Genomic DNA, 20,504 nt, shown 5'->3' with positions numbered 1-20,504 from the left:
CCAGCAGCTCGAAGCGCCGCTTGATTGCCTCCAATGGCTCCATCGCCCGATAGTCTAGCTCGCGCCGCCCCTGCCGCCCGTCACACTGCCATCACAATGCGACACTTATTTCTCGGCGATTCCTAAGCTCCAAGTTGCGAATCTGATGGCTCCGCTAACACGCCCCAGAATCTCATACGGAGTGAAGTACTGGCGCACCGTCTGCAAGCTCACCAAGAACACAGTAGCGGACACACCAAAGAGGCCTTGCCTGCCAAGAGCCACATCAGTACTTCCCATCGCGCCCCTGATGCAATAGGGAGCATCAAACTCGCCAGGGCGAGTGCCGCGCCACTCAGAGCGATCGATCTGCCCGTGCCAAGATACGTGGACGCTCTCTCAGGTAGAGTCCCCGGAGGTGTGTAAAAGCCGGGGCCGTTGACAAGGACGGCCACCGTGTGGTTCTCATCGGAGTTGTCCAGACCACGATGAGAGGAGCACGACGATGGCCGACACGGTGAGCATGGCACTGGCGGAGCTGGTGCGCAAGGCGGAGCAGAACGGGGACGTGGATTTCTTGCGGGAAGGGGTGCGGGTGCTGACGCAGGCGCTGATGGAGATCGAGGTCAGCCAGCACCTGGGGGCGGAGCGCCACGAGCGGACCGCGGAGCGCAGCGGGCAGCGGAACGGGTACCGCGAGCGGGAGTGGGACACGCGGGTGGGGACGATCGGGCTGCGGGTGCCGCGGGTGCGCGACGGGAGCTACTTCCCGACGTTGCTGGAGCCGCAGAAGCGGAGCGAGCAGGCGCTGGTGGCCGTCGTCCGGGAAGCGTACGTGCATGGCGTCTCGACGCGGAAGGTCGACGACCTGGTGAAGGCGCTGGGGCTGGACGGGATCTCGAAGAGCCAGGTGAGCCGGCTGTGCGAGACGCTGGACGAGGAGGTGGAGCGGTTCCGGGGCCGTCCCCTCGAGACGGCCTACCCGTATGTCTGGTTGGACGCGACGTACGTGAAGGCCCGTGACGGCGGTCGGGTGGTCTCGACGGCGGTCGTGATCGCGATCGGCGTCAACGACGCGGGGCAACGGGAGGTGCTGGGGCTCGACGTCGGGCCGAGCGAGGACGGCGCCTTCTGGCTCCGCTTCCTGCGCGGCCTGGTCGCCCGCGGCCTCGCCGGGGTGCAGCTGGTCATCAGCGACGCCCACCAGGGCCTCCGGGGGGCGATCGCCGCCGTCCTGCACGGCGCGAGCTGGCAGCGCTGCCGCGTCCACTTCATCCGCAACCTGCTGGCGCTGGTCCCCAAGTCCGCCGCCGAGATGGTCGCCGCCACCGTCCGCACCGTCTTCGCCCAGCCGGACCCCGACAGCGCCCGCGAGCAATGGCGTCTGGTCGCCGATCGCTTTCGCGTGACCGCCCCGCGCGTGGCCGCGTCGATGGATGAGGCCGAGGCCGACGTCCTGGCCTACCTCGCCTTCCCCAAGGGCCACTGGCGCCAGATCTGGTCGAACAACCCGCTCGAACGCCTCAACAAGGAGGTCAAGCGCCGCACCGACGTCGTCGGCATCTTCCCCAACCAGGACGCCGTCGTCCGCCTCGTCGGCGCCGTCCTGGCCGAGCAGCACGACGAGTGGCAGGTCGCCCGACGCTACCTCAGCGCCGAGTCGCTCGCCGCCCTCAGGAAGGAGGCCCCCGCCGACCCGGCGCCTGCCCTCGCGGCGGCGCAGTAGACCCACGGCCTGTGGCCATGTGGATAACGCCTATCGCGTTATCACACAGGCCCACAGGCCCGCCGACGACGAGAGCCACACCACACCGATTTACACACTTGACGGGATACCGTTGGCGAAATGGCTGACCATATCCGAAATGGTCAGCCGGTGGGCGCGAGGGCCGAGAAGGCTGAGCAGCGGGTGGTGGCGCGGGGCACCTGGTCCATCCAGTCGGCGAGACGGACGAGGTTGATGGCGGTGGCGGTGGCAACGTGCTGCAAGTGGGTCTTGGCCAGGCCACGATATCGGGCCTTCCGGAGGCCGAATGCCCGGATCCCCTGGGAGAGTGTGCCCTCGATGCCGGCGCGGGGCGCGTACTGGGCGGTGAACTCGTCCGTCCGCTGACGCTGGCGGGCCGCCTGGATGGCCTCGTGCTCAGGTCGGGACTGCAGGGTGATGTTGCGCGCCCCGGTCTTCGCCCGGGTGCAGAGGGCCCGAGTGGGGCAGGCCATGCAGTCGGCGGCGGCGAAACTGATGGAGACCATCGTCCGGCCGCGCGCCGTGTCCGTCTCGCACCAGCGAACGCTGGTCTTGCCTTGGGGGCAGGTGGCCTGACGGGCGTTCCAATCGACCCGGAAGTGCGCCGCGTCGAAGCCCTGCCCGGCCTTGGCCTGCCACTGGTGGTCTTCGTAGATCGGCCCGATCAGGTCGATCTGGTGATCCTGCTGGCTGGCGACCAGGTTCAGTCCTCGGACGTACCCCGCGTCGACAAGATGTTCGCCTGGCAGGAGATCGCGCTCGGCCAGCCCTTCGTGGACGGCGGCTAACTGCTCGACGTCGGTGGCGGGGGCGAGGGTGGTCTCGATGTTGGTCAGGAGGTGGGGATGATCGTCGTCGCAGGTCTCGCTCACGTGGACCTTGTAACCGATCCAGCTCCGGTCGCGTTTGGTGCCGTAGCGGGCCTCCGGCTCGTAGGGCGACTCCACCTCAACTGACGCCGGCGGCATGTTCTTCGGTTCGCGCAGTTGCAGCACGCCGGCCAGCGTAACGTACTGCTGGACCCAGGTCCGACGCAGCACCTCGACCGCCGGCAGCAAGCGCAGCGTCGGCGGGGCCGCCGGTCCGTCGATCGCCTCCAGCAGGCGCATGCCATCAGTTCCCACCAGGGCCGCGTACGCCTGGCGCGCCTCGGCCCCGCGCGGCAGACGGTATTCTTCGACGCGGCGGCCATAGCGCTCGAACCACTTCGGTTGCGCGACGGCCCGCAGCCAGTCAGGCGCCTCGGCCGCGACCGCGTTCAGGGCGGCCCGCAGGGTCTCGGCCACCTGCTCCAGGCGGCTCAGCACGCGCAAGGCGCCCAGCACGTGGGTCGAGTCGGTCCGCTGGCGACCGCGCAGCTTGAGGTAGCCGTGCGACTTGCACGCCACGAGCAGGGCGTCGAGCAGGTGCAGCTCGGCTGCGCCGTCGATCAGCCGAACGCGGAACTCTGAGAGGACCGAGAAATCGAAGCCTGGATCGGTCAGCTCCAACCCGAGGGCGTACTTCCAATCGATCCGCGCCCGCACCGCTTCGGCCGCCTGGCGATCAGAGAGCCCCTCGGCGAACTGCATCACCGTCACGAGCGCCAGCCGCCACGGACTCTCAGCCGGTCGTCCCCGCACGGCAAACAGTGCGCTGAAGCTCGCGTCGTCGTAGATAACGCCGAGCACGTCCCGCATCTGCATGTAGACGTTGCCCTTCGGGAACGCCACCCGGGCAACCCGTGCCGTCTCGTCGGGGACCGGACCGACTGGCTTGGCGTGCAGCGACATCGACTCCTCCCTGCCCCGCAGCTTCGGAGTCGATTCTGTCTACCTGATTGGTCGACCGTCCACCCACCCGGAATTCGCCAACGGTATCTTGACGGGGCACTGCTCTCTCTCAGCTATGAACGTTCCACATATGGAGCCAATCCCGCCGAACGAAAGAATGACGCCAAGCTCGAACGTCGACAGTCCCAGTTCGCAGGTCACATAGAGGATCTCAGCAGCGTCCGACGCCTCACCCCCAGGTTCAGGCGTGCTGATCTGCGACTCCTGAGCAACCACTGGCGCGGCGATTAACATGTGGACGATACATATGATCGCAATAATGCGAAGAACGCAGTGCGCGACGCGGCTCTAAAGCGAGGTGTCATTGCATCACCTTCTTGTCAGGGCTGGCTTGGTGCTTGATCGAACCGGGTAGGATCCGGTGCGGAGATGTCAATGGTCGCTGGATCATTGGCTATCGCGCAGAGTTGACCGATAGGTGCCCTGCCAGATGCTCGCCGACCACCTTCAAGCCGAAAGAGCACATCCATGTCGTACTGATTGCGGAGATAGGTGTCGCTCGCCGCTGTCACTACGCTAATTCGCACTTTGCCGTTCTCAATGTCGAGACTTGGTGGGTATGGCGGCGAACTGGCGGGCGTGGCGAGGGCCACTGTTCGCAACGGACCTTGGAGCTTAGGGCATTCGGATAGCACCGGCAGGCTCTTGGTAGCCTGCATGCCTGGCAGCAGTTGCGGTGGTCGCTCACTGTTGTCGCCGTCCAGGGACGAGGGCGCAGCTTGCAACGGCTGGCAACTCAGCATCAACGCCAGCAGTGCAGCCGCTGCGAGCATACCCTGTACGCCCGTTCTCGTCGGCCTCATGGTGCAGCACTCCTTCAGGGCGGGCGACCCACATGGCTGCGACTGAGCGTACAGTACATGCTACTGAGATGTCTGTCAACCCTCGTCGTTCTCGGTCTCGCGCTGGGTTCTGGGGAGGCCCGAAGGGATGTCGGCGCAGCCGATAGTTGTGCCGCGCAGCGGGGGCCCCAGGTTCGTGAGGGAGAGGGGGTGAGGGGAGGAGGTCAGACGCCGAGCGCCGCGCCCCCGGCCCGCGGATCGCTCGCGCCCCGCAGGACGCCGCTCGCCTGATCCAGCTCGATGAGCTGCACCGCGCCGCCGCCGCCCCACGGCGAGAGCACCTCCAGCACGTGGCCGCGCGCCTCCAGCTCGGAGCGAGTGGCCTCGGGGACGCGGCTCTCCATGCGGATCACCATGTTCTGGTCGATGGTGGCCGGGTCCGTCCCGGGGAAGCTGAACCAGCGGGGTGCTTCGAGCGCTTCGCGGACCGTCAGCCCCTGATCCACGATCGAGGTCAGCACCTGGGTGTTGACCTGGGTCTGCTGGTCGCCGCCCGGGGTGCCGCCCACCAGCCACGGCTTGCCGTCCTTGAGGCAGAGGTAGGCGTTGAGCGTGTGCATGGTACGGCGGCCGGGCGCGACGACGTTCGGGTGGCCGGCCTGGAGGCTGAAGCCGCGCCCGGCCCGGTTGTTGAGCGTGATGCCGGTGTCCCCGGCCACGACGCCGCTGCCGAACGCCGCCGACAGACTGTGAATGAACGAGACGGCCATGCCGTTGCCGTCCACCACACAGAAGTACGAGGTATCCGCATTGTGCTCGCCGACGAGCGATGGCGCTGGCGTCATCGCTCGCTCGCGGTCGATGCTGGCGCGGCGGCTGGCCGCGTGCTCCTTCGAGATCAGCCGGTACAGATCCCAGTTCACGAACAGCGGATCGCCGGCCACCTCGTTGCGGTCGTCGAACGCCAGCTTCTTGGCCTCGACGAGGTTGTGGAGGCGGTCGGCGCTGAGCAGCCCCAGTCCGTCCAGCCCCAGCCCCTCGACGATGTTCAACTGTTCCAGCATCAGGAAGCCCTGCGAGACCGGGTTCGTCTGGCAGACCGTCACGCCACGGTAGGCCGTCTGGATCGGGGTGTAGACCTCGCAGGTCTGGCGCGCGAAGTCGTCGGCCACGAACGGGCCGCCCTCGCTGTCGAGGTAGGCCAGGATCCTGGCGGCCAGCGCCCCGCGATAGAACGTCTCCGCTCCACCTTCCGCCACGGCCCGCAGACTGCTGGCAAGGTTCGGGGCGGCCCACTTCGTGCCCGGCTTCGGCGGCGCGCCACCCGGCAGGTACTGCTCGGCGGACCACTTGAAGCTGCCCAGCACGCCCGCCCGCCCGCCGATCCACTTCGGCACCCGCGAGTTCAGCACGACGCCGTCAGCCGCCAGCTTGACGGCCGGCTGCCAGAGGTCGGCCCAGGGACGGCTGCCGTACCGCTTCCAGAGCGTCTCGTAGACGGCGACGGCGCCCGGCACCGAGATCGAGTGGATGCCGTCGAGCGGCATCTTCGTCAGCCCGGCCTCGGCGTACCGCTCGCGGGAGGCGTGTGCGCCAGCAACGCCGCTGCCGTTGAAGCCGGTGACGCCGCCGGCCTTCGGATCGTAGACCAGCACGAAGGCGTCGCCGCCCAGGCCGCAGGAGGCCGGCAGCACCACACCCTCGGCCGCCGCCACGGCGATGGCGGCGTCGATGGCGTTGCCGCCCTGCTGCAGCACGCTCACGCCGATGGCCGCCGCCACCGGGTGCGCCGATGCCACCATGCCGTTCAGGCCGAGCGACTCGACTGGTCCCGGCCGACTGCCGTCGTCCAGCCGCCATGCGCCGTCGTCCATCACCACGATCGTGCCTCCACAGGGTTGTCAGCGGTACGGTTTTCAGCGGTCAGTCGTCTGCGGCGGGGCCGAGGTCCGCACGTCCGAGCATGGTAGCCTAACCAGACTGACGGAGGACGATGCTCGTGGCGCTCACCCAGGTGACGACGTGGTACCTCGCGATGCCCGATCCTGGCCGGCTGCGCCCGAAGCCGGCCCCGCGTCCGGACGCCTCGCTGATGCAGGCGACGATCCCCTGCCCGGAGCTGAACGCCTTCCTCTACCGGGCCGTCGGCAAGGACTACTTCTGGACAGATCGGCTGCCCTGGTCAGACGAGGAGTGGCGTCGCTGGGTGGATGGCGTCCAGACCTGGATCGGCTATGTTGGCGGCACCCCCTGCGGCTACTTCGAGCTGCAGGACCGCCACACGCCCGAGGGGCACGCGGTGAACATCGTGCTGTTCGGGCTGTTGCCCTGGGCCATCGGGCAGGGGCTGGGCGGCTGGCTGCTGACGCAGGCCATCGAGCGGGCCTGGGCGCTCGGCCCGAACGTCGTGACGGTCAACACCTGCAGCCTGGACGGCCCGCACGCGCTCCCGAACTACCAGGCGCGCGGCTTCGCCGTCCAGCGGATCGTCACCGGCGCGGCGAACCTGGGCGGCGATTCGTAGGTGGTGGGTCGTGAGCGGGTGTCGGGTTCTGGGTTTCAGAGGTGAGTCGTGGGCGTGGGCGTGGGCACTCTCAGTGCAATCATGCAAGATGCCATTGTCATCCTGAGCGAAGCGAAGGATCTCACCCGCTGACCGCCAACGCTCGCGTCACCACCCGCTGACCGTCAACTCTCGCCGTGTCCGTTCATCGTCAGCGCTTGCCTCACCCGCTGACCGTCAACATTCGCGTCAGCGGGTGAGATCCTTCGCTTCGCTCAGGATGACAATTGTGAGTCGCGTGCTTGCTACATCGCAGCGGCACCTGTCAGACGTTACCCTTCCACGATCCACGATCCACGATCCACGATCCACGATCCACGATCCACGATCCACGATCCACGATCCACGATCCACGATCCACGATCCACGATCCTCACGCATACAGGCCGCGCAGCCGCCGTGCCTCCAGGATGCGCTGCATCGCCACGGTGTACGCCGCCGTTCGAAGGTCGTTGACAAGGTCGAAGCGGTCGATGGCGCCCCGAAGGGCCGCGTACGCCTGCACCATCTTCTCTTCGAGCCGCTGGTTGACCTCCGCCTCGGTCCAGAAGAAGCCGTAGCGGTCCTGCACCCACTCGAAGTAGGAGACCACCACGCCGCCCGAGTTCGCCATGATGTCGGGCGCCACCGGGATGCCGCGCGCTCGGAAGATCTCGTCGCCCTCGGCAGTGGTGGGGCCGTTCGCGCCCTCCACGATCAGCTTCGCGCGGACCCGGTCGGCGTTGCCCTCGTGCAGCTGTCCTTCGAGAGCGGCCGGCACCAGTACGTCGACGGGCAAGGTCAGCAGCTCGTCGTTGGTGAGCGGCTGGGCGCCCGGGAACCCTTCGACGACGCTGTGCTCGGAGCGGTGCCGCAGCAGGGCCGCGATGTCGAGGCCGTCCTCGCGGTAGAGGCCGCCGCTCACGTCGCCGACCGCCACGATCTTCGCGCCGGCCTCGGCCAGCAGCCGCGCGGCGTTCGAACCGACGTTGCCGAACCCCTGTATGGCAACCCGTACGCCCTCCAGTGACATCCCAAGATCGCGGAGGGCCTCGCGGGTGGTCACCACGATGCCACGCCCCGTCGCCGCCTCGCGCCCCAGCGAGCCGCCCAGGACGATCGGCTTGCCCGTCACGACACCCGGCTCCACATACCCGCGCTTCATCGAATAGGTGTCCATCATCCAGGCCATCACGCGGGCGTCGGTGCCGACGTCCGGGGCCGGGATGTCGAGGTTCGGGCCGATCACCTCGAAGATCTCAGCGGTGTAGCGGCGGGTCAGCCGCTCCAACTCGCCGGCCGAGAGCTTGCGCGGATCGCAGGTCACGCCGCCCTTGGCCCCGCCGAACGCCACGTCCACCAGGGCGCACTTCCAGGACATCCAGGCGGCCAGGGCTTTGACCTCGTCCAGGTCAACCTCGGGATGGAAGCGGACGCCGCCCTTGCCGGGGCCGCGCGTGTTGTCGTGGAGGACGCGGTAGCCGGTGAAGACCTGGACCGAGCCGTCGTCCATCGGGATCGGCAGAGAGACGATCACCTGCCGCTTCGGGTGCTTGAGCAGCTCGACCTCGGCTGGCGCCAGCCCGAGCACCTCGGCCGCTCGGTCCACCTGCTCGATCACGTCGTCAAACGGGTTGTCGTTGATTGCCGGGCTGGGCCGTCCGACCGGCCCTCCGCGCGCGCGCCATTGCCTCGCCATACCGCCCCCGGTGCTGGGTGTCAGGTCTCGGGTTTCAGGAACGCAGTCGATGGTGGCCGTCTTCCCCCGAAACCCGCAACCCAGAACCTGAAACCTAGTCCGTAAACAGTCCGCCGTTGATGTCGATGTGGGCGCCTGTCACGAAGCTTGACAGGTCTGATGCCAGGAACAGCACAACCTTTGCCACCTCATCCGCGGTGCCCATGCGGCGCAATGGCGTGGACTCGATCATCGCGGCGAGGCGGTCGGGCGGGAACTGGGCCGGCATCGCCGTGTCGATGACGCCCGGACAGAGCGTGTTGACCAGGATGCCGAACGGGCCGCCCCACTTCGCCATCGACTTGGTCAGGCAGGCGATGGCCGCCTTCGAGGCTGCGTAGTCTGCGCCGGCCACCACGCCGCCCACCTGGCCGCCCATCGACCCCATCATGATGATGCGCCCGCCCCCCTGAGCCTTCATGATCTTGAGGGCGTGCTGCGCCACCAGGAACGCGCCGCGCAGGTTGATGTCCATCAGCCGATCCCAGCCGTCCACGTCGATCTCGTTGACGGCCGTCTTGGCGAAGATGCCGGCGTTGTTGTGGACGACATCCACCCGCCCGAACCGTGCGACGACGGCGTCAAACATCGGCCCGATCTGCTCCGGCTGCGAGACGTCCACCTGGAGCGGCAACGCCTGACCGCCGCGCGCCTCGATGCCGCTGGCGACGTCCTCAGCGCCGCCGAGGTTGACGTCCGCGACGGCGACGTGCGCGCCTTCCGCCGCCAGCAGCTCGGCTGCCGCCCGGCCGATGCCGCGCGCGCCACCCGTGACGAGTGCCACTTTCCCCTGAACCAACGCCATGTTGCACCCCCTGGCATCGCGGCCGCGGCCGCACGACCGCCGCGCCACGATGCGTCATGATCCCCGCCGTCACCCGCGGACTCGGCCGCCGGCAACGAAGATGGTAGAGGATGCCCGTGCTTCCAGGAGTCAGGCGGGCGTTGGCTCGGCGGGCGCGGGCGGTGGAACGCCCGCCGGCATCGCCGGCACGGCCACCACCGTCTCGACCTCCGCCCCGCCGGGCGCCTGGACCGGCGTCACCGGTGCGCCGAACAGCGCGTCAAGCGTCTCGGCTACCTCGCTCTCTTCGGCCGCCAGGGCAGTCTGCTGCTCGGCGTTCGGCTCGAAGATCAGCGTAAACATCCCGTCCTGCGGCTCGGTGACAGCGATCACCTGGCTCCGCTGGATGCCCATCCGCGAGACGTACTCCTTCAGCGCGTCGGGATTCAGGTGCTGCTTGATGACCCACGCGCACGGCGTGGGCGTCTGCTCCTCCATCGGACCTCCCGGTACGCCGGCTGAGAGGACGCACGATATGTGCCCTGACGCCGCGCCCGTCGGCGGCGGCACAGCCCTGGCAGGAACGGACGCGGCTGCTGGGGGAGCCGCCCCGCGGGCCGGCGTGCGGCGGGCCGCAGGGCGGCGGTCAGGCGTCCTCGGGGGCGCGCTTGCCGCGCATCGCCAGCAGCCGCCGCGACGCCTGCCACCGCCACAGCCAGGACCGCCGCCAGCCCTCGCGCCGCGAGGCCACGATCCAGTACTCGTGCCCACATTGGGGGCAGGCGTGTGTCGGGACCGCCAGTCCGGTTGCGCCATCTTGCCGCTCGGCTACCAGATCGTCCAGGGCCGTGAGGGTGTCTGGCAGGTGGCAGCGGGGGCAGATCTGCTCGGCCAGGGCGTAGACCAGCTGGCACTCGCCGAGGCGCACGGTGTCGCGGACCTTGAGGCGGCGGGCGCGCTTGACCCGCTCGCCGTTCACGAATGTGCCGTCCCTGGTATCGGCGTCGTCGATCAGGAAATGGTCGCCGTGGCGGATCAGCCAGGCGTGGCGCGCCGCGACGCTCGGATGGTCGAGCACGATCTCGCAGTCAGCGCCGCTGCCGATGGTCAGCGCCCGGCCGCCGCGCCGCAGCACGTCCAGCGGGTAGCCAGTCCCGACCCGATCGGATGGCCCGGCATCAGGCGCCCCGGCATCAGATGGCCCGGCGCCGTCGCGGTCCTCCATCCGCACCAGGCAGTACGCATGCTGCCAGAGCGGCTCCGGGCATTGCGGCCAGAAGGTCTCGCGGCGGACGCGGGTGCCACAGGTCAGGCAGTAGGGGTAGCCGGCCGGGTTCCTGGCCGCGCACGTCCGACAGCGCACGCTGGGCCTGCTCCCCATCTGCGGCTTGCCCTCCTGCGCTGTGCCCCTGGCCCGGGGCGCCCCTGGCCCGGTGCGCCCCTGGCCCGGTGCGCCCCTGGTCCGGTGTGCCCGTGGCCCCGTAGGCTGCGCCTCACTCGCGGGTGGTTGGCGCTCCGAGCACCGCTAGCAGCCGCCAGCCGCCGGGCAGCGCCGTCGCGGCGAGCGCGAGCTTGACCGCATCGCCGGGCAGGAACGGGACCATGCCGAGCGGGATGGCACGGTCCACGCCGACGTAACCAGCCAGCCAGGAGAGCCCGCCCGCGTAGATGATGGCCTGCCCGACGAGCATCGCGCTGGCCGCCGTCAGCGGCTTGCGGTCCCAGCCGCGCTCTGCCAGCCAGCCGACGACGAACGCGGCCACCGGGAAGGCGAACAGGTAGCCGGCCGTCGGCCCGATGATGGTCGGCACGCCGAGCCGGGTGAGCGTCCAGGCCGTGTTCCCCTCGGCGAAGACGGGCAGGCCGGCGAGGCCCTCGGCAAGGTGCACAAGCATCGCTGCACCGCCGCGACGACTCCCGAGCAGCGCACCGATCAGCAGCACGCCGAGCGTCTGGCCGGTCACTGGCACCGGCGTGAACGGCAGCGGCACGGCGATCTGCGCGAGCGCCCCCATCAGCGTGCCGAACGCGACGACGAGCAGGATGTCACGCTGACGGGAGAGGGCGTCTGGCCGGACGACGTCGACGAGCGTGCGGCCATGACCGAGCCGCTGCATGGATCGAGGCTGCATAGGGATGACCGCTCCGTCGCCTCAGCAGTGAGGCCGCATGTTCCTGACGATGGTAGCAGCCCACGCAGCGGGAAACGTTACCCGGGGGAACATTGTCAGGTGGCGGCTGCTGCTGCGTAGATCGCGTCGATCAGCTCGTTGGCGCGCGCGCAGTCACGGACCGTCGCGATGGGTGGCGCGCCGGCCCGCATCCGCCAGAGCGCGTCGAAGAAGATCTCGCGGTACAGGTTGAAACCCTCGGGCTGGCGGATCACGTCCGGCTGGCCGTCGGCGGGATAGATCGTCAGCAGCTCGCGCCGCTGGATCAGGTACGCGCCCTTCGCACCGAGGTGGATGTCCATGTCGCCGGGCTTGGGCGGCGAGAAGGTGTAGCCTGTCGCCATGTTGATCACGATGCCGTCATCGGTGCGGCCGAGCGCGCTGATGAAGTCCTCGATCGGCTCGCCGTGGACCCGATCCGTTTTCGTCGCCGCCACGATCTTGATGCCACGGTCTCCCACCAGTCTGGTGAGCATGTCGGCGCCGTGAATGCCGATGTTCCGCAGCGGCCCGCCGCCGGCGATGGCCGGATCGAGCATCCAGGGCACGTCGTAGGAACGGTAGCGCCAGGGTGGCCCGTTGACCATCCGGACGCCGATGTGCCCGATCTCGCCGAGCGTGCCAGCATCGCGCAGCCGCTCGAACGCGGCGTGGATCGGCTGGTAGCGCTGCGGGAAGGCGACGGTGACCCAGCCGCGCTCGGCCCTTTCGACCAGCGGCCAGACATCGCTGGCGCGCAGGCCGAGCGGCTTCTCCGCGAACAGCGGGACGTTGTGCTCCAGCAGCCGCCCGACCTGCTCGGGCGCTCGGTCCGGGCGCGGCAACGCGATGACAAGGTCCGGCTTGAAGCGGGTGACCAGGTCATCCACGTCGACGGTCCAGCCGCAGCCCAGCTCGTCGCCACGGCGCTTCGCCAGGGCCTCGTCGTCGTCGCTGAGGCCGACGATCTCGACGCCGGCCTCCAGCGCCAGCTCCAGATACCGAGCGTCCACGGAGAAGTGCCAGTGATTGACACCTGCAAACGCAACCCTGATGCCGCGTCCTGGCGCATCGCCTTGCCGACCAGACATCGTGATCCTGCCCCCAGTTCGTGCGAGCTTGCCCCGCGCCGAGAGGATAGCGGGTCAGGCGGCGGCTCGCACGGACGCGGCGGCCACGGCTGCGGCGGCCACGGCTGCGGCGGACGCCTCCGCGGCGTGTACGGGCGCGGAACGGGGAGTCTCCGAGGCGGCTACTCGTCCTGCCAGACCATCAGCTCGCCGCCCTCGCCCCGGGTGATCGAGCTGGGGAATACCCGCAGCCGCCAGGGCCGCAGCCGCAGCACCACGAAGCCCGGCGAGGTGGGCGAGTCCCAGCCGGGCACGCCGATGCCGCCGGGGTCGTAGCCGAGCGGCTCGGGCGTGCTCTTGAAGAAGGTCCAGACCCGAGTGCGGGTCTGCTCGTCCAGCATCCAGTCGGCCTGGCACTCGGCCACCGCCGTATCCTGCGAGGGCGTCCAGTAGCTGCACGAGACGTACGGATTGCGCTCCAGGTGCGCCTTCTTCAGGGGCGTCATCATCGTGCCGACCCACCCCTCAAGCATCAGACCGTCCCAGGTCCAGTATGGGTGCAGGACACGCGAACGCGGCCGGCCCTGGCGGTCCACGGTGGAGACGGTGCACCAGACGATCTGGTGAGCCATCTCGACAAAGGCGGGCGCGACGCGCGTCAGATCGTGCGTGGCTGGCATGGAACGTCACCGTCCTGAGGAAGGGCATCCGCAACCCCGCCGAAGCGGGCGGCGGCTACGGAAGTGTAGGGTGTGTTCTGGCCGTCGCTGTATGTCCGGTGCCACTAGCCCGGCAGCCGGCCGCCGTCTACCGGGATCGCCTGGGCCGTGACGTACGATGCCGCCGGCGAGCCGAGGAAGTGGACCACCGCCGCGATATCGTCTGCCGTGCCGACGCGCTTGACCAGCGTCGTGTTGGCGAGTCGGGCGAAATCGTCCTCGGGGACGCGGCCGGTCATTTCAGTGTGCGCGATGAAGCCCGGCGCGACCGTGTTGACGGTGATCCCGTCTGGCCCCAGCTCCCGTGCGAACGACCGCATCAGCCCGTGCAATGCGGCCTTGCTGGCAGCGTAGGCGGCGAGGCCAGGGAAGACGCCGCCGCTGTAGACGGCCGCCGAGCTGATGAAGATGATCCGACCACCCGGCCGCGCCAGGTGCGGGGCGGCGGCGAGCGTCGTCAGCAGGACGCCCTTGATGTTGACCCGGGAGTACTCGTCCCAGAGCCGCTCGGCCTCTTCGAGCGGCGTCCTGGTGGAGACGGGCCGGTTCGAGATGCCGGCGTTGTTCACGAGCACGTCGATGGCCCCGTGCTCCTCGACAATGCTCCCGATGGCCCCGGCGATCCCCTCGCGGTCCGCGATGTCCGCCTGCCGCCACGTCACGTTCGGCCCAAGCTCCGCTGCCGCCTGCTGGAGCGGCTCGGCCCGCCGCCCGATCAGCACCACCCGGTCGCCATCTGCCGCGAAGGCGGCCGCAACAGCCCGTCCGATACCTGTTCCACCGCCCGTGATGACTGCTGTACGCTGCCGGCCATCGCTCATGTCTGCCACCTCGCTGTGCAGGTCCGGCCCGGCGTACCGTGACGCCCCAGCCGCCCTGGGCAAGGCTAGCGTATCGGGATGGCCCCGTGCGGGCCTGCCGTGGAGCGCCCCGCCCCGACGTCCCGACCCAGCGGGTCACGTTCGGGCCGGGATGCGCTACCCTGTCAGGGCGGATCGGATCTCACGCACGGTTGTGGTAGAGGAGGCGCCAGAATGGCCTGGACCGTCGGCATCATCAGCCCGGGCGACATGGGCTCCGGCATCGGCGAGAAGTTGGCGAAGAACGGCGCACGCGTCCTGGTGGCGCTCGACGCACGCAGCACGCGCACCAAGGAGCTGGCGGCAGCGGCCGGCCTTGAGGACGTCGGGACTGTCGAGCAGCTGGTGTCCCAGGCGACGCACGTGCTCTCGGTGCTGGTGCCGTCTGAGGCGATGTCCGCGGCGTCGCGCGTGGCGACCGCCCTCCAGCGGACCGGCGCGACCCCGCTGTACGCCGACCTCAACGCGGTCTCGCCGGCCACCACGCGCCGCATCGGGGAGATTGTCGAGGCGGCCGGGGCGCGCTTTGCAGATGGCGGCATCATCGGCGGGCCGCCGCGCGGTAAGGTCAATCCGCGCATCTACGCCTCGGGCACGAACGCTCCCGAGCTGGCGCGGCTCGAAGAGCATGGGCTGATCATCCCGGTCATCGGGGATCAGATCGGGCAGGCGTCTGGCCTGAAGATGTGCTACGCCGCGATGACCAAGGGCTTCCAGGCCCTGGCGACCGAGCTGCTGGTGACGGCCCGTCGGCTCGGGCTGGACGACGCGCTGCGACAGGAGATGCTCGACAGCCAGGCGGACTTGCGGACGTGGATGGCAAAGTCCATGCTGACGATGCCGCCGAAGGCGCACCGGTGGATTGGCGAGATGGAGGAGATCGCCGCGACCTTCGAGCAGGTGGGGCTGACGCCGCGGATGCTGCTCGGGGCCGCCGACATGTACCGCTGGGTGGCGACGACCGCGCCTGGCCAGGAGACGCCCGAGAACCGCGACACCTCGCGCGACCTGGACGGGCTGATCGCGGCGCTGGCCGAGTCACCGGCGGCCGCGAAGGCGTAATTCGCTACCCCTCACCCCGACCCCTCTCCCTCAAGGGGAGAGGGGAGACGCGAAACTCGCAAGCTGGCTCTCCCTCGCCCGCGTACAGGGAGGGAGATATCGACGCAGTCGATATGTGCTCCGCGCAGCGCCCGAGGGTGAGGGCCTTGCCTTCGGTCAGTCGAGCGCCGCGAGCACCTCTTCGACGTGGCCCTCAACCGAGACCTTCGGGAAGACCTTCTTGATCGTGCCGTCCTTGCCGATCACGACCGTCGTCCGCTCGACGCCCATGTACGTCTTGCCGTACATGCTCTTCTCGACCCACACGCCGTACTTCTGGGCGATCTCCGCGCCCTCGTCGGCCAGGAGCGGGAACGGCAGGCTGAACTTGTCGCGGAACTTGACGTGCGACTTCACGTTGTCCGGGCTGACCCCGAGGATGACGGCGCCCTTCTCGGCGAACTCGGCCGAGAGATCGCGGAAGGAGCAGGCTTCCTTGGTGCAGCCTGGGGTGTCGTCCTTCGGGTAGAAGTAGAGCACGACGGCCTGCTTGCCCTTGAAGTCGTCGAGCGAGACGGTTTCGCCCTTGTCCGAGACCAGGGAGACCGGTGGGGCCGGCTCGCCCACCTTGAGGATGTCGCTCACGGCGTCGCTCCTGAGAAGGATTCGGCGGGGACGCTGACGACCTGGCGGCAACGGCACGCCGCCCGACCACGCCGTCTCTGGGGATGATAGCGGCGGACCGGAGATCAAGGCGGAAAAGCCTCAAGACTTGCAGATCATCCCTAACATCATTGCGTCCTCATTGCACACCGACGCCAGCTCTCTGTATCATGCTAGGCGAACGTATGTTCCATACTGCGTTTGGGGGGCACGCGATGCTGTCGGACGACGATCCTCAGAAATGGGGTAACGCACCACACACCAGAGCGAAGCACGAAATCCTCGTTCGCTACATGAAAGCATGGCTACCGATTCTTCGGATACACCGGCGGCTCGTCATTGTCGATGCCTTCGCTGGACGGGGCCGCTACACCACCGAAGAACCGGGGTCGCCCTTGCTCCTTCGCGACATCGCCGGTCGTGTTGCAGGCAATCGCGACTTCGATGTCGATCTCTACTACATCGAACGTAATCCGGCGAACGCCAAAATGCTGGCGGCTGAAATCGCAGCATCTGGACCCTTGGAGCGGGTTGTCGAACACGACCCGATCTGTGATACGTTCGAGGGCGCTGCACCGGGAATTGTGGATGCGATTCGGCGTGCCGGGCGCCCGTCCTTCTGGTTCATTGACCCGTTCGGATACGCAGGGCTTCCCCTGTCCCTGGTCAACCGTATCCTCAGCCTGCCCAGGGCTGAAGTGCTTGTAACATTGATGGTGCAGGATATCAATCGGTTTCTTGAGAATGCGAACCACCAGACGGCTGATGCTCAACTCTTCGGCTTGGAAGGCGATGAGTTGCTTGCCCGCCTCGACGAAGTCAAGCAGTCGCCAGATCGTGTGGGTGCATTGCGTGACCTGTACGTAGAGCGCTTGGAGGCCACGACTGCTCCGGGGCATCGACGCTTCGTGACCTCGGTGGGTGTCGCACGGCGAGGGCCGACTGACATCATCTACTTCCTTGTCCACTCAACAGGGCATCCGAAGGGCAAGCGTGAGATGAAGGAAGCGATGTTCGAGGCTCTGGGTGGGTTCACAGCCTTCCTGGGAGCAAGCCATCCCGCGGTCATGGCTTCTGAATCGGGTCAGTTGGATCTGTTCACCCCTGAGGTTCGCATGAACCTGACGGTCGACTACACGTCGCTGCGTGCGTTGCTCCGAACACGATTCTCGGGTCGCCGCTCGGAGTATGAGCGTGTGCAGAATGAGACCGCAGTCGGCCATGAATTCGACGGCTACACCGATAACCATATCAAGAAGGCGCTAGAGGACCTGGCCCACCAAGGCCGCATTCGTCTGTTCCGCAACAACTTGCCCTCCAAGAACAAGTTGCGGCCAAGTGACGTGATCGAATTTCCGCCAGCCTGACCGTCAGCCGAAGGCTGCCACTTGAAGTTGTCGCTCCTGGACCCGTGGCTGCTCGTCCCAGGTTCGCCCGTCGAGCAGCCGTCCCCCGGACTTCGGTGTCCTGCCACCCACTTGCTTGAAGAAGAACGGCACATCTGCACTTATGCACTGGTCGCGAAGAGATCGTGCCCAGTCCAGGTCAAGAGGACGGAAACGCGGGCCACTCTCGCCGCCCACGATGACCCAGTGTAGGTCTCGGAGGAAAGTACGGCAGGCGAAACCGTGTGCGTGGTCAGTTGGCGCGCCGGCAGCTTGGCACAGGTCAATTGAGGCCAGGAGTGGTTCGCAACTCAGGAAGCGAACGGCAGCAGGTGTGTTCAACAGCAGCGGGATGCGCTCATCGGCGGTCTTCTGGTCCTCGACGCTGACGCCGAGCCAGATGTGTGGCGGCGGCCAAGTATTCTCACCCTGGTCACTGTCTAGTCTCTTGCCGTGAAACGCATCGGACCACCGTTGGATTAGAGCCTGCATGCGGGCGGGGCGCTTCGTCAAGACCTGATAGGTATGATGTGATGCTGCGCCCATGACCTTGAACACGCGGCAGACGAAGCCATCGTCGATGTTCTCGTGAAATAGGTCGCTCATGGAGTTGACGAAGATGCGCCTGGCGTCCTTCCACTTGAGTGGGTAGTCCAGCCGGTCAGGGTGAAGGACCACGTTTTCGTCGGCAAACTGCGCGGCCCACGGCTTCGTTGAGCGTCCGAAGCGCAGCGACAGCGCCTCCGCGTAGCAGTTGCGGCAGCCTTCGCTCACTTTTGAGCAGCCAGTGACTGGGTTCCAGGTGGCGTCCGTCCACTCAATCGCAGAATTGTCACTCATGGCTGCTCCTATGCCTCCAACTTGAGCATAGAACGATTGTTCTTATGGTGTCAAGCGGCCTCACACTGTCAGCGGCGAACTGTACAGTGGGTGGCGCTGGCCGCGCTGCCCGGGTGGCTCGTAGAATCCCACCAGGAGCCGCGCGCGCGATGGCCGCGTACGCCACCTCCGAAACGTCGTTATCGGAGCCCGATTGTGGCGGTTCACGAGCACTCCCACGGAGCCGCTCCCTCGGCGGCCGGCCCGGCGGTCCCCATCGAGCTGGATCTCTCCACGCTCAAGCAGTGCGTCCACTGTGGCCTCTGCCTGGACTTCTGCCCCACCTATCGCGTCAACAATCTGGAGCTGGACTCGCCGCGCGGGCGGATCTACCAGGTGCGCGCCGTCTACCGGGGCGACATCAGCCCCGACAACGAGGACTTCCGCGAGCACATCTACCGCTGCCTGGACTGCCGCGCCTGCGAGACGGCCTGTCCGTCCGGCGTCAAGTACGGGCAGATCGTGGAGGCGGCCAGAGGCCTCGCCCCGCCAGCCGACGCTGCCGAGCGGACCATCGGGCGGACGGTTCTGAACCGCATCTTCACCTCGCGGCTGGCGCTCAACTCGCTCGGCCTCGGGATGCGCGTCTACCAGAAGCTCGGCGTCCAGAAGGCTGTCCACGCCTCCGGGCTGATGAACCTCTTCCCCGAGCGCATCCAGAAGATGGAGCGGATGCTCCCGCCCACCCAGGGTGGCGTCGGCAAGCCGTTCCTGCCAGAGGTGGTGCGGGCGCGCGGCACACGGCGGTTCCGCGTCGGGTTCATCGCCGGCTGCGTCATGCAGGAGTTCCTGGGCGAGACGAATCAGGCCAGCGTGCGGGTGCTCGCCCGCAACGGCTGCGACGTCTACACCCCGCCCCAGCAGGGCTGCTGCGGCGCGCTGCACGTCCACATCGGCGAGCGTGAGACGGCGCGGGGGCTGGCGAAGGCGAACATCGAGACGTTCGAGTCGCTCAACCTCGACGCCGTCATCATCAACGCGGCCGGCTGCGGCTCCACCCTCAAGGAGTATCCGCACCTGTTCCGCGACGATCCGGCCTGGCACGAACGCGCCGTCGCCTTCTCGAACAGCGTCCGCGACATCAACGAGTGGCTGGTGCAGATCGGCATCGACACCGAGAGCCTCGGGCCGTTGCCGGTCCGCGTGACCTACCAGGATCCGTGTCACCTCGTACACGGGCAGGGCATCCGCAACCAGCCGCGCCAGTTGCTCCGCGCGATCCCCGGCCTGACGTTCGTGGAGCTGAAGGACTCGGATGTCTGCTGCGGCAGCGCCGGGATCTACAACCTGACGCACCCCGAGTTCTCGGAGCAGATCCTCGGCTGGAAGATCCCCGAGGTCGAGAAGACGCAGGCCAGCGTGCTCGTCGCGCCGAACCCCGGCTGCGCGATGCAGATCGCCTCGGGCGCGCGCGAGCGCGGCCTGGAGCTGGAGGTCTGCCACGTGGTGGACCTGCTCGACCGCTCGTACCAGGCAGGCGCCCGGGCGTGACCGGGGACGGCCCTCACTCCGAGCCAGGGAAGGCCCTCACCCCCCAGTCACTGTCGATCCTCGGCGTGCGCGTTGACGACGTCACCTACGACGAGTCGCTGGCCCTGGTGGCGCGGTACATCGCCGAGGGCGGGCCGCATGTCGTCACCACGCCGAACCCTGAGATCGTCATGGAGGCCCGGCGCGATCCCGCATTCCGGGCGCTCCTGGCGCGCACGGCGCTCAACGTGCCGGACGGCGTGGGCCTGCTGCTGGCCGCCCGCCTGCGCGGCCGGCCGTTCCGCGATCACGTCCGTGGGACCGATCTGGTGCTCAAGTTGGCCGCCCTCGGCGCGGCGAAGGGCCACCGCTGGTTCCTGCTCGGCGCGGCTGACGGCGTGGCCCAACTGGCCGCTGACCGGCTGTGTGCCCAGTACCCGCGTTTGCAGATCGTCGGGGCCGCGCCCGGCTCGCCGCGCCCGGAGGACGATTCCGCCACCTGGGCCATGATCCGCGCGGCCGGCCCCGTCGACCTGATCCTGGTCGCCTACGGCGCGCCAACCCAGGAGCGCTGGCTCGACCGCAGCCTCGGGCCGCTCGGCATCCCGGTCGGCATCGGCGTGGGCGGCGTGCTCAACTTCCTGTCCGGGCTGGTGCCGCGCGCGCCCGTCTGGATCCAGCGGCTGGAGCTGGAGTGGCTGCACCGGCTGGCGGTGCAGCCCTGGCGGTGGAAGCGACAGCTCAAACTACCGCTCTTCGTGATGCTGGCGCTCGACGAGGCCGCGCGAAAGCGACGGCGGCAGCCGCGCCCACGCGCGGAGATGTGCAACTCTGCGTTATAAATCACTACTGAATTGCAAGTA

18 protein-coding genes are annotated in these 20,504 nt (G+C 68.1%); 6 read left to right on the top strand and 12 right to left on the bottom strand.

Features of this window, described 5'->3' with window-relative positions; all coding sequences use genetic code 11:
- Positions 1-484 precede the first annotated feature (484 nt).
- Positions 485-1,705, top strand: coding sequence for an IS256 family transposase (locus IT306_15715; GenBank protein ID MCC7369875.1), 1,221 nt, complete (start codon positions 485-487; stop codon positions 1,703-1,705).
- A 143-nt stretch (positions 1,706-1,848) separates the two neighbouring features.
- On the opposite strand, the gene IT306_15710 is transcribed toward IT306_15715, so the two are convergent.
- Positions 1,849-3,498 carry an IS1182 family transposase gene (locus IT306_15710; protein ID MCC7369874.1) on the bottom strand — a complete coding sequence of 550 codons (1,650 nt, stop codon included), beginning with the start codon at positions 3,496-3,498 and terminating at the stop codon, positions 1,849-1,851.
- A gap of 1,066 nt (positions 3,499-4,564) precedes the next feature.
- Positions 4,565-6,214, bottom strand: a complete 1,650-nt coding sequence (gene ggt / locus IT306_15705) for a gamma-glutamyltransferase (protein MCC7369873.1) — start codon at positions 6,212-6,214, stop codon at positions 4,565-4,567.
- Between the two features lie 161 nt (positions 6,215-6,375).
- Between ggt and IT306_15700 the strand changes: the two genes are divergently transcribed.
- Positions 6,376-6,864, top strand: coding sequence for a GNAT family N-acetyltransferase (locus tag IT306_15700; protein ID MCC7369872.1), 489 nt, complete (start codon positions 6,376-6,378; stop codon positions 6,862-6,864).
- Positions 6,865-7,276: 412 nt separating this feature from the next.
- On the opposite strand, the gene IT306_15695 is transcribed toward IT306_15700, so the two are convergent.
- The 8 genes from IT306_15695 to IT306_15660 form a co-directional block, all read right to left on the bottom strand.
- Positions 7,277-8,581 (bottom strand): Glu/Leu/Phe/Val dehydrogenase, encoded by a 1,305-nt coding sequence (locus IT306_15695; GenBank protein MCC7369871.1) that lies wholly within the window; start codon positions 8,579-8,581, stop codon positions 7,277-7,279.
- 94 nt (positions 8,582-8,675) lie between these two features.
- The gene (locus IT306_15690) at positions 8,676-9,425 is read right to left on the bottom strand and encodes an SDR family oxidoreductase (protein ID MCC7369870.1); all 750 of its coding nucleotides are present in this window, start codon (positions 9,423-9,425) and stop codon (positions 8,676-8,678) included.
- 129 nt (positions 9,426-9,554) lie between these two features.
- The gene (locus IT306_15685; protein MCC7369869.1) at positions 9,555-9,902 is read right to left on the bottom strand and encodes a hypothetical protein; all 348 of its coding nucleotides are present in this window, start codon (positions 9,900-9,902) and stop codon (positions 9,555-9,557) included.
- A 148-nt stretch (positions 9,903-10,050) separates the two neighbouring features.
- On the bottom strand, positions 10,051-10,767 hold the full coding sequence (locus IT306_15680) for an FHA domain-containing protein (GenBank protein MCC7369868.1): 717 nt from the start codon (positions 10,765-10,767) through the stop codon (positions 10,051-10,053).
- A 130-nt stretch (positions 10,768-10,897) separates the two neighbouring features.
- Positions 10,898-11,521 carry a biotin transporter BioY gene (locus tag IT306_15675; GenBank protein MCC7369867.1) on the bottom strand — a complete coding sequence of 208 codons (624 nt, stop codon included), beginning with the start codon at positions 11,519-11,521 and terminating at the stop codon, positions 10,898-10,900.
- Positions 11,522-11,631: 110 nt separating this feature from the next.
- Positions 11,632-12,645: a Gfo/Idh/MocA family oxidoreductase gene (locus tag IT306_15670; protein ID MCC7369866.1), complete on the bottom strand. Its 1,014-nt coding sequence runs from the start codon at positions 12,643-12,645 to the stop codon at positions 11,632-11,634.
- A gap of 161 nt (positions 12,646-12,806) precedes the next feature.
- Complete coding sequence (locus tag IT306_15665; GenBank protein ID MCC7369865.1) at positions 12,807-13,304, bottom strand: pyridoxamine 5'-phosphate oxidase family protein; 498 nt, start codon at positions 13,302-13,304, stop codon at positions 12,807-12,809.
- A gap of 104 nt (positions 13,305-13,408) precedes the next feature.
- Positions 13,409-14,164: an SDR family oxidoreductase gene (locus IT306_15660; protein ID MCC7369864.1), complete on the bottom strand. Its 756-nt coding sequence runs from the start codon at positions 14,162-14,164 to the stop codon at positions 13,409-13,411.
- A gap of 213 nt (positions 14,165-14,377) precedes the next feature.
- Here IT306_15660 and IT306_15655 point away from each other — a divergent pair, with 213 nt between their 5' ends.
- Positions 14,378-15,265 (top strand): DUF1932 domain-containing protein, encoded by an 888-nt coding sequence (locus IT306_15655; protein MCC7369863.1) that lies wholly within the window; start codon positions 14,378-14,380, stop codon positions 15,263-15,265.
- Positions 15,266-15,421: 156 nt separating this feature from the next.
- Here IT306_15655 and bcp read toward each other — a convergent pair whose 3' ends face one another.
- Positions 15,422-15,880 carry a thioredoxin-dependent thiol peroxidase gene (bcp, locus tag IT306_15650; protein MCC7369862.1) on the bottom strand — a complete coding sequence of 153 codons (459 nt, stop codon included), beginning with the start codon at positions 15,878-15,880 and terminating at the stop codon, positions 15,422-15,424.
- 242 nt (positions 15,881-16,122) lie between these two features.
- On the opposite strand from bcp, the gene tcmP reads away from it, so the two are divergent.
- Positions 16,123-17,274: a three-Cys-motif partner protein TcmP gene (gene tcmP / locus IT306_15645; protein MCC7369861.1), complete on the top strand. Its 1,152-nt coding sequence runs from the start codon at positions 16,123-16,125 to the stop codon at positions 17,272-17,274.
- A gap of 3 nt (positions 17,275-17,277) precedes the next feature.
- On the opposite strand, the gene IT306_15640 is transcribed toward tcmP, so the two are convergent.
- The gene (locus tag IT306_15640; protein ID MCC7369860.1) at positions 17,278-18,132 is read right to left on the bottom strand and encodes a phage Gp37/Gp68 family protein; all 855 of its coding nucleotides are present in this window, start codon (positions 18,130-18,132) and stop codon (positions 17,278-17,280) included.
- A gap of 195 nt (positions 18,133-18,327) precedes the next feature.
- Here IT306_15640 and IT306_15635 point away from each other — a divergent pair, with 195 nt between their 5' ends.
- Complete coding sequence (locus IT306_15635; protein MCC7369859.1) at positions 18,328-19,662, top strand: (Fe-S)-binding protein; 1,335 nt, start codon at positions 18,328-18,330, stop codon at positions 19,660-19,662.
- A complete protein-coding gene (locus IT306_15630; protein MCC7369858.1) occupies positions 19,659-20,483 on the top strand; it encodes a WecB/TagA/CpsF family glycosyltransferase in 825 nt (274 codons plus the stop codon). The genes IT306_15635 and IT306_15630 overlap by 4 nt, the downstream gene beginning before the upstream one ends.
- The last annotated feature ends 21 nt before the right edge of the window (positions 20,484-20,504 follow it).

It is taken from the genome of Chloroflexota bacterium (assembly GCA_020850535.1).
Classification (GTDB): domain Bacteria; phylum Chloroflexota; class UBA6077; order UBA6077; family JACCZL01; genus JADZEM01.
The sequence above is the reverse complement of the archived record's forward strand: the minus strand, read 5'-3'. Positions and strand labels throughout refer to the sequence as shown.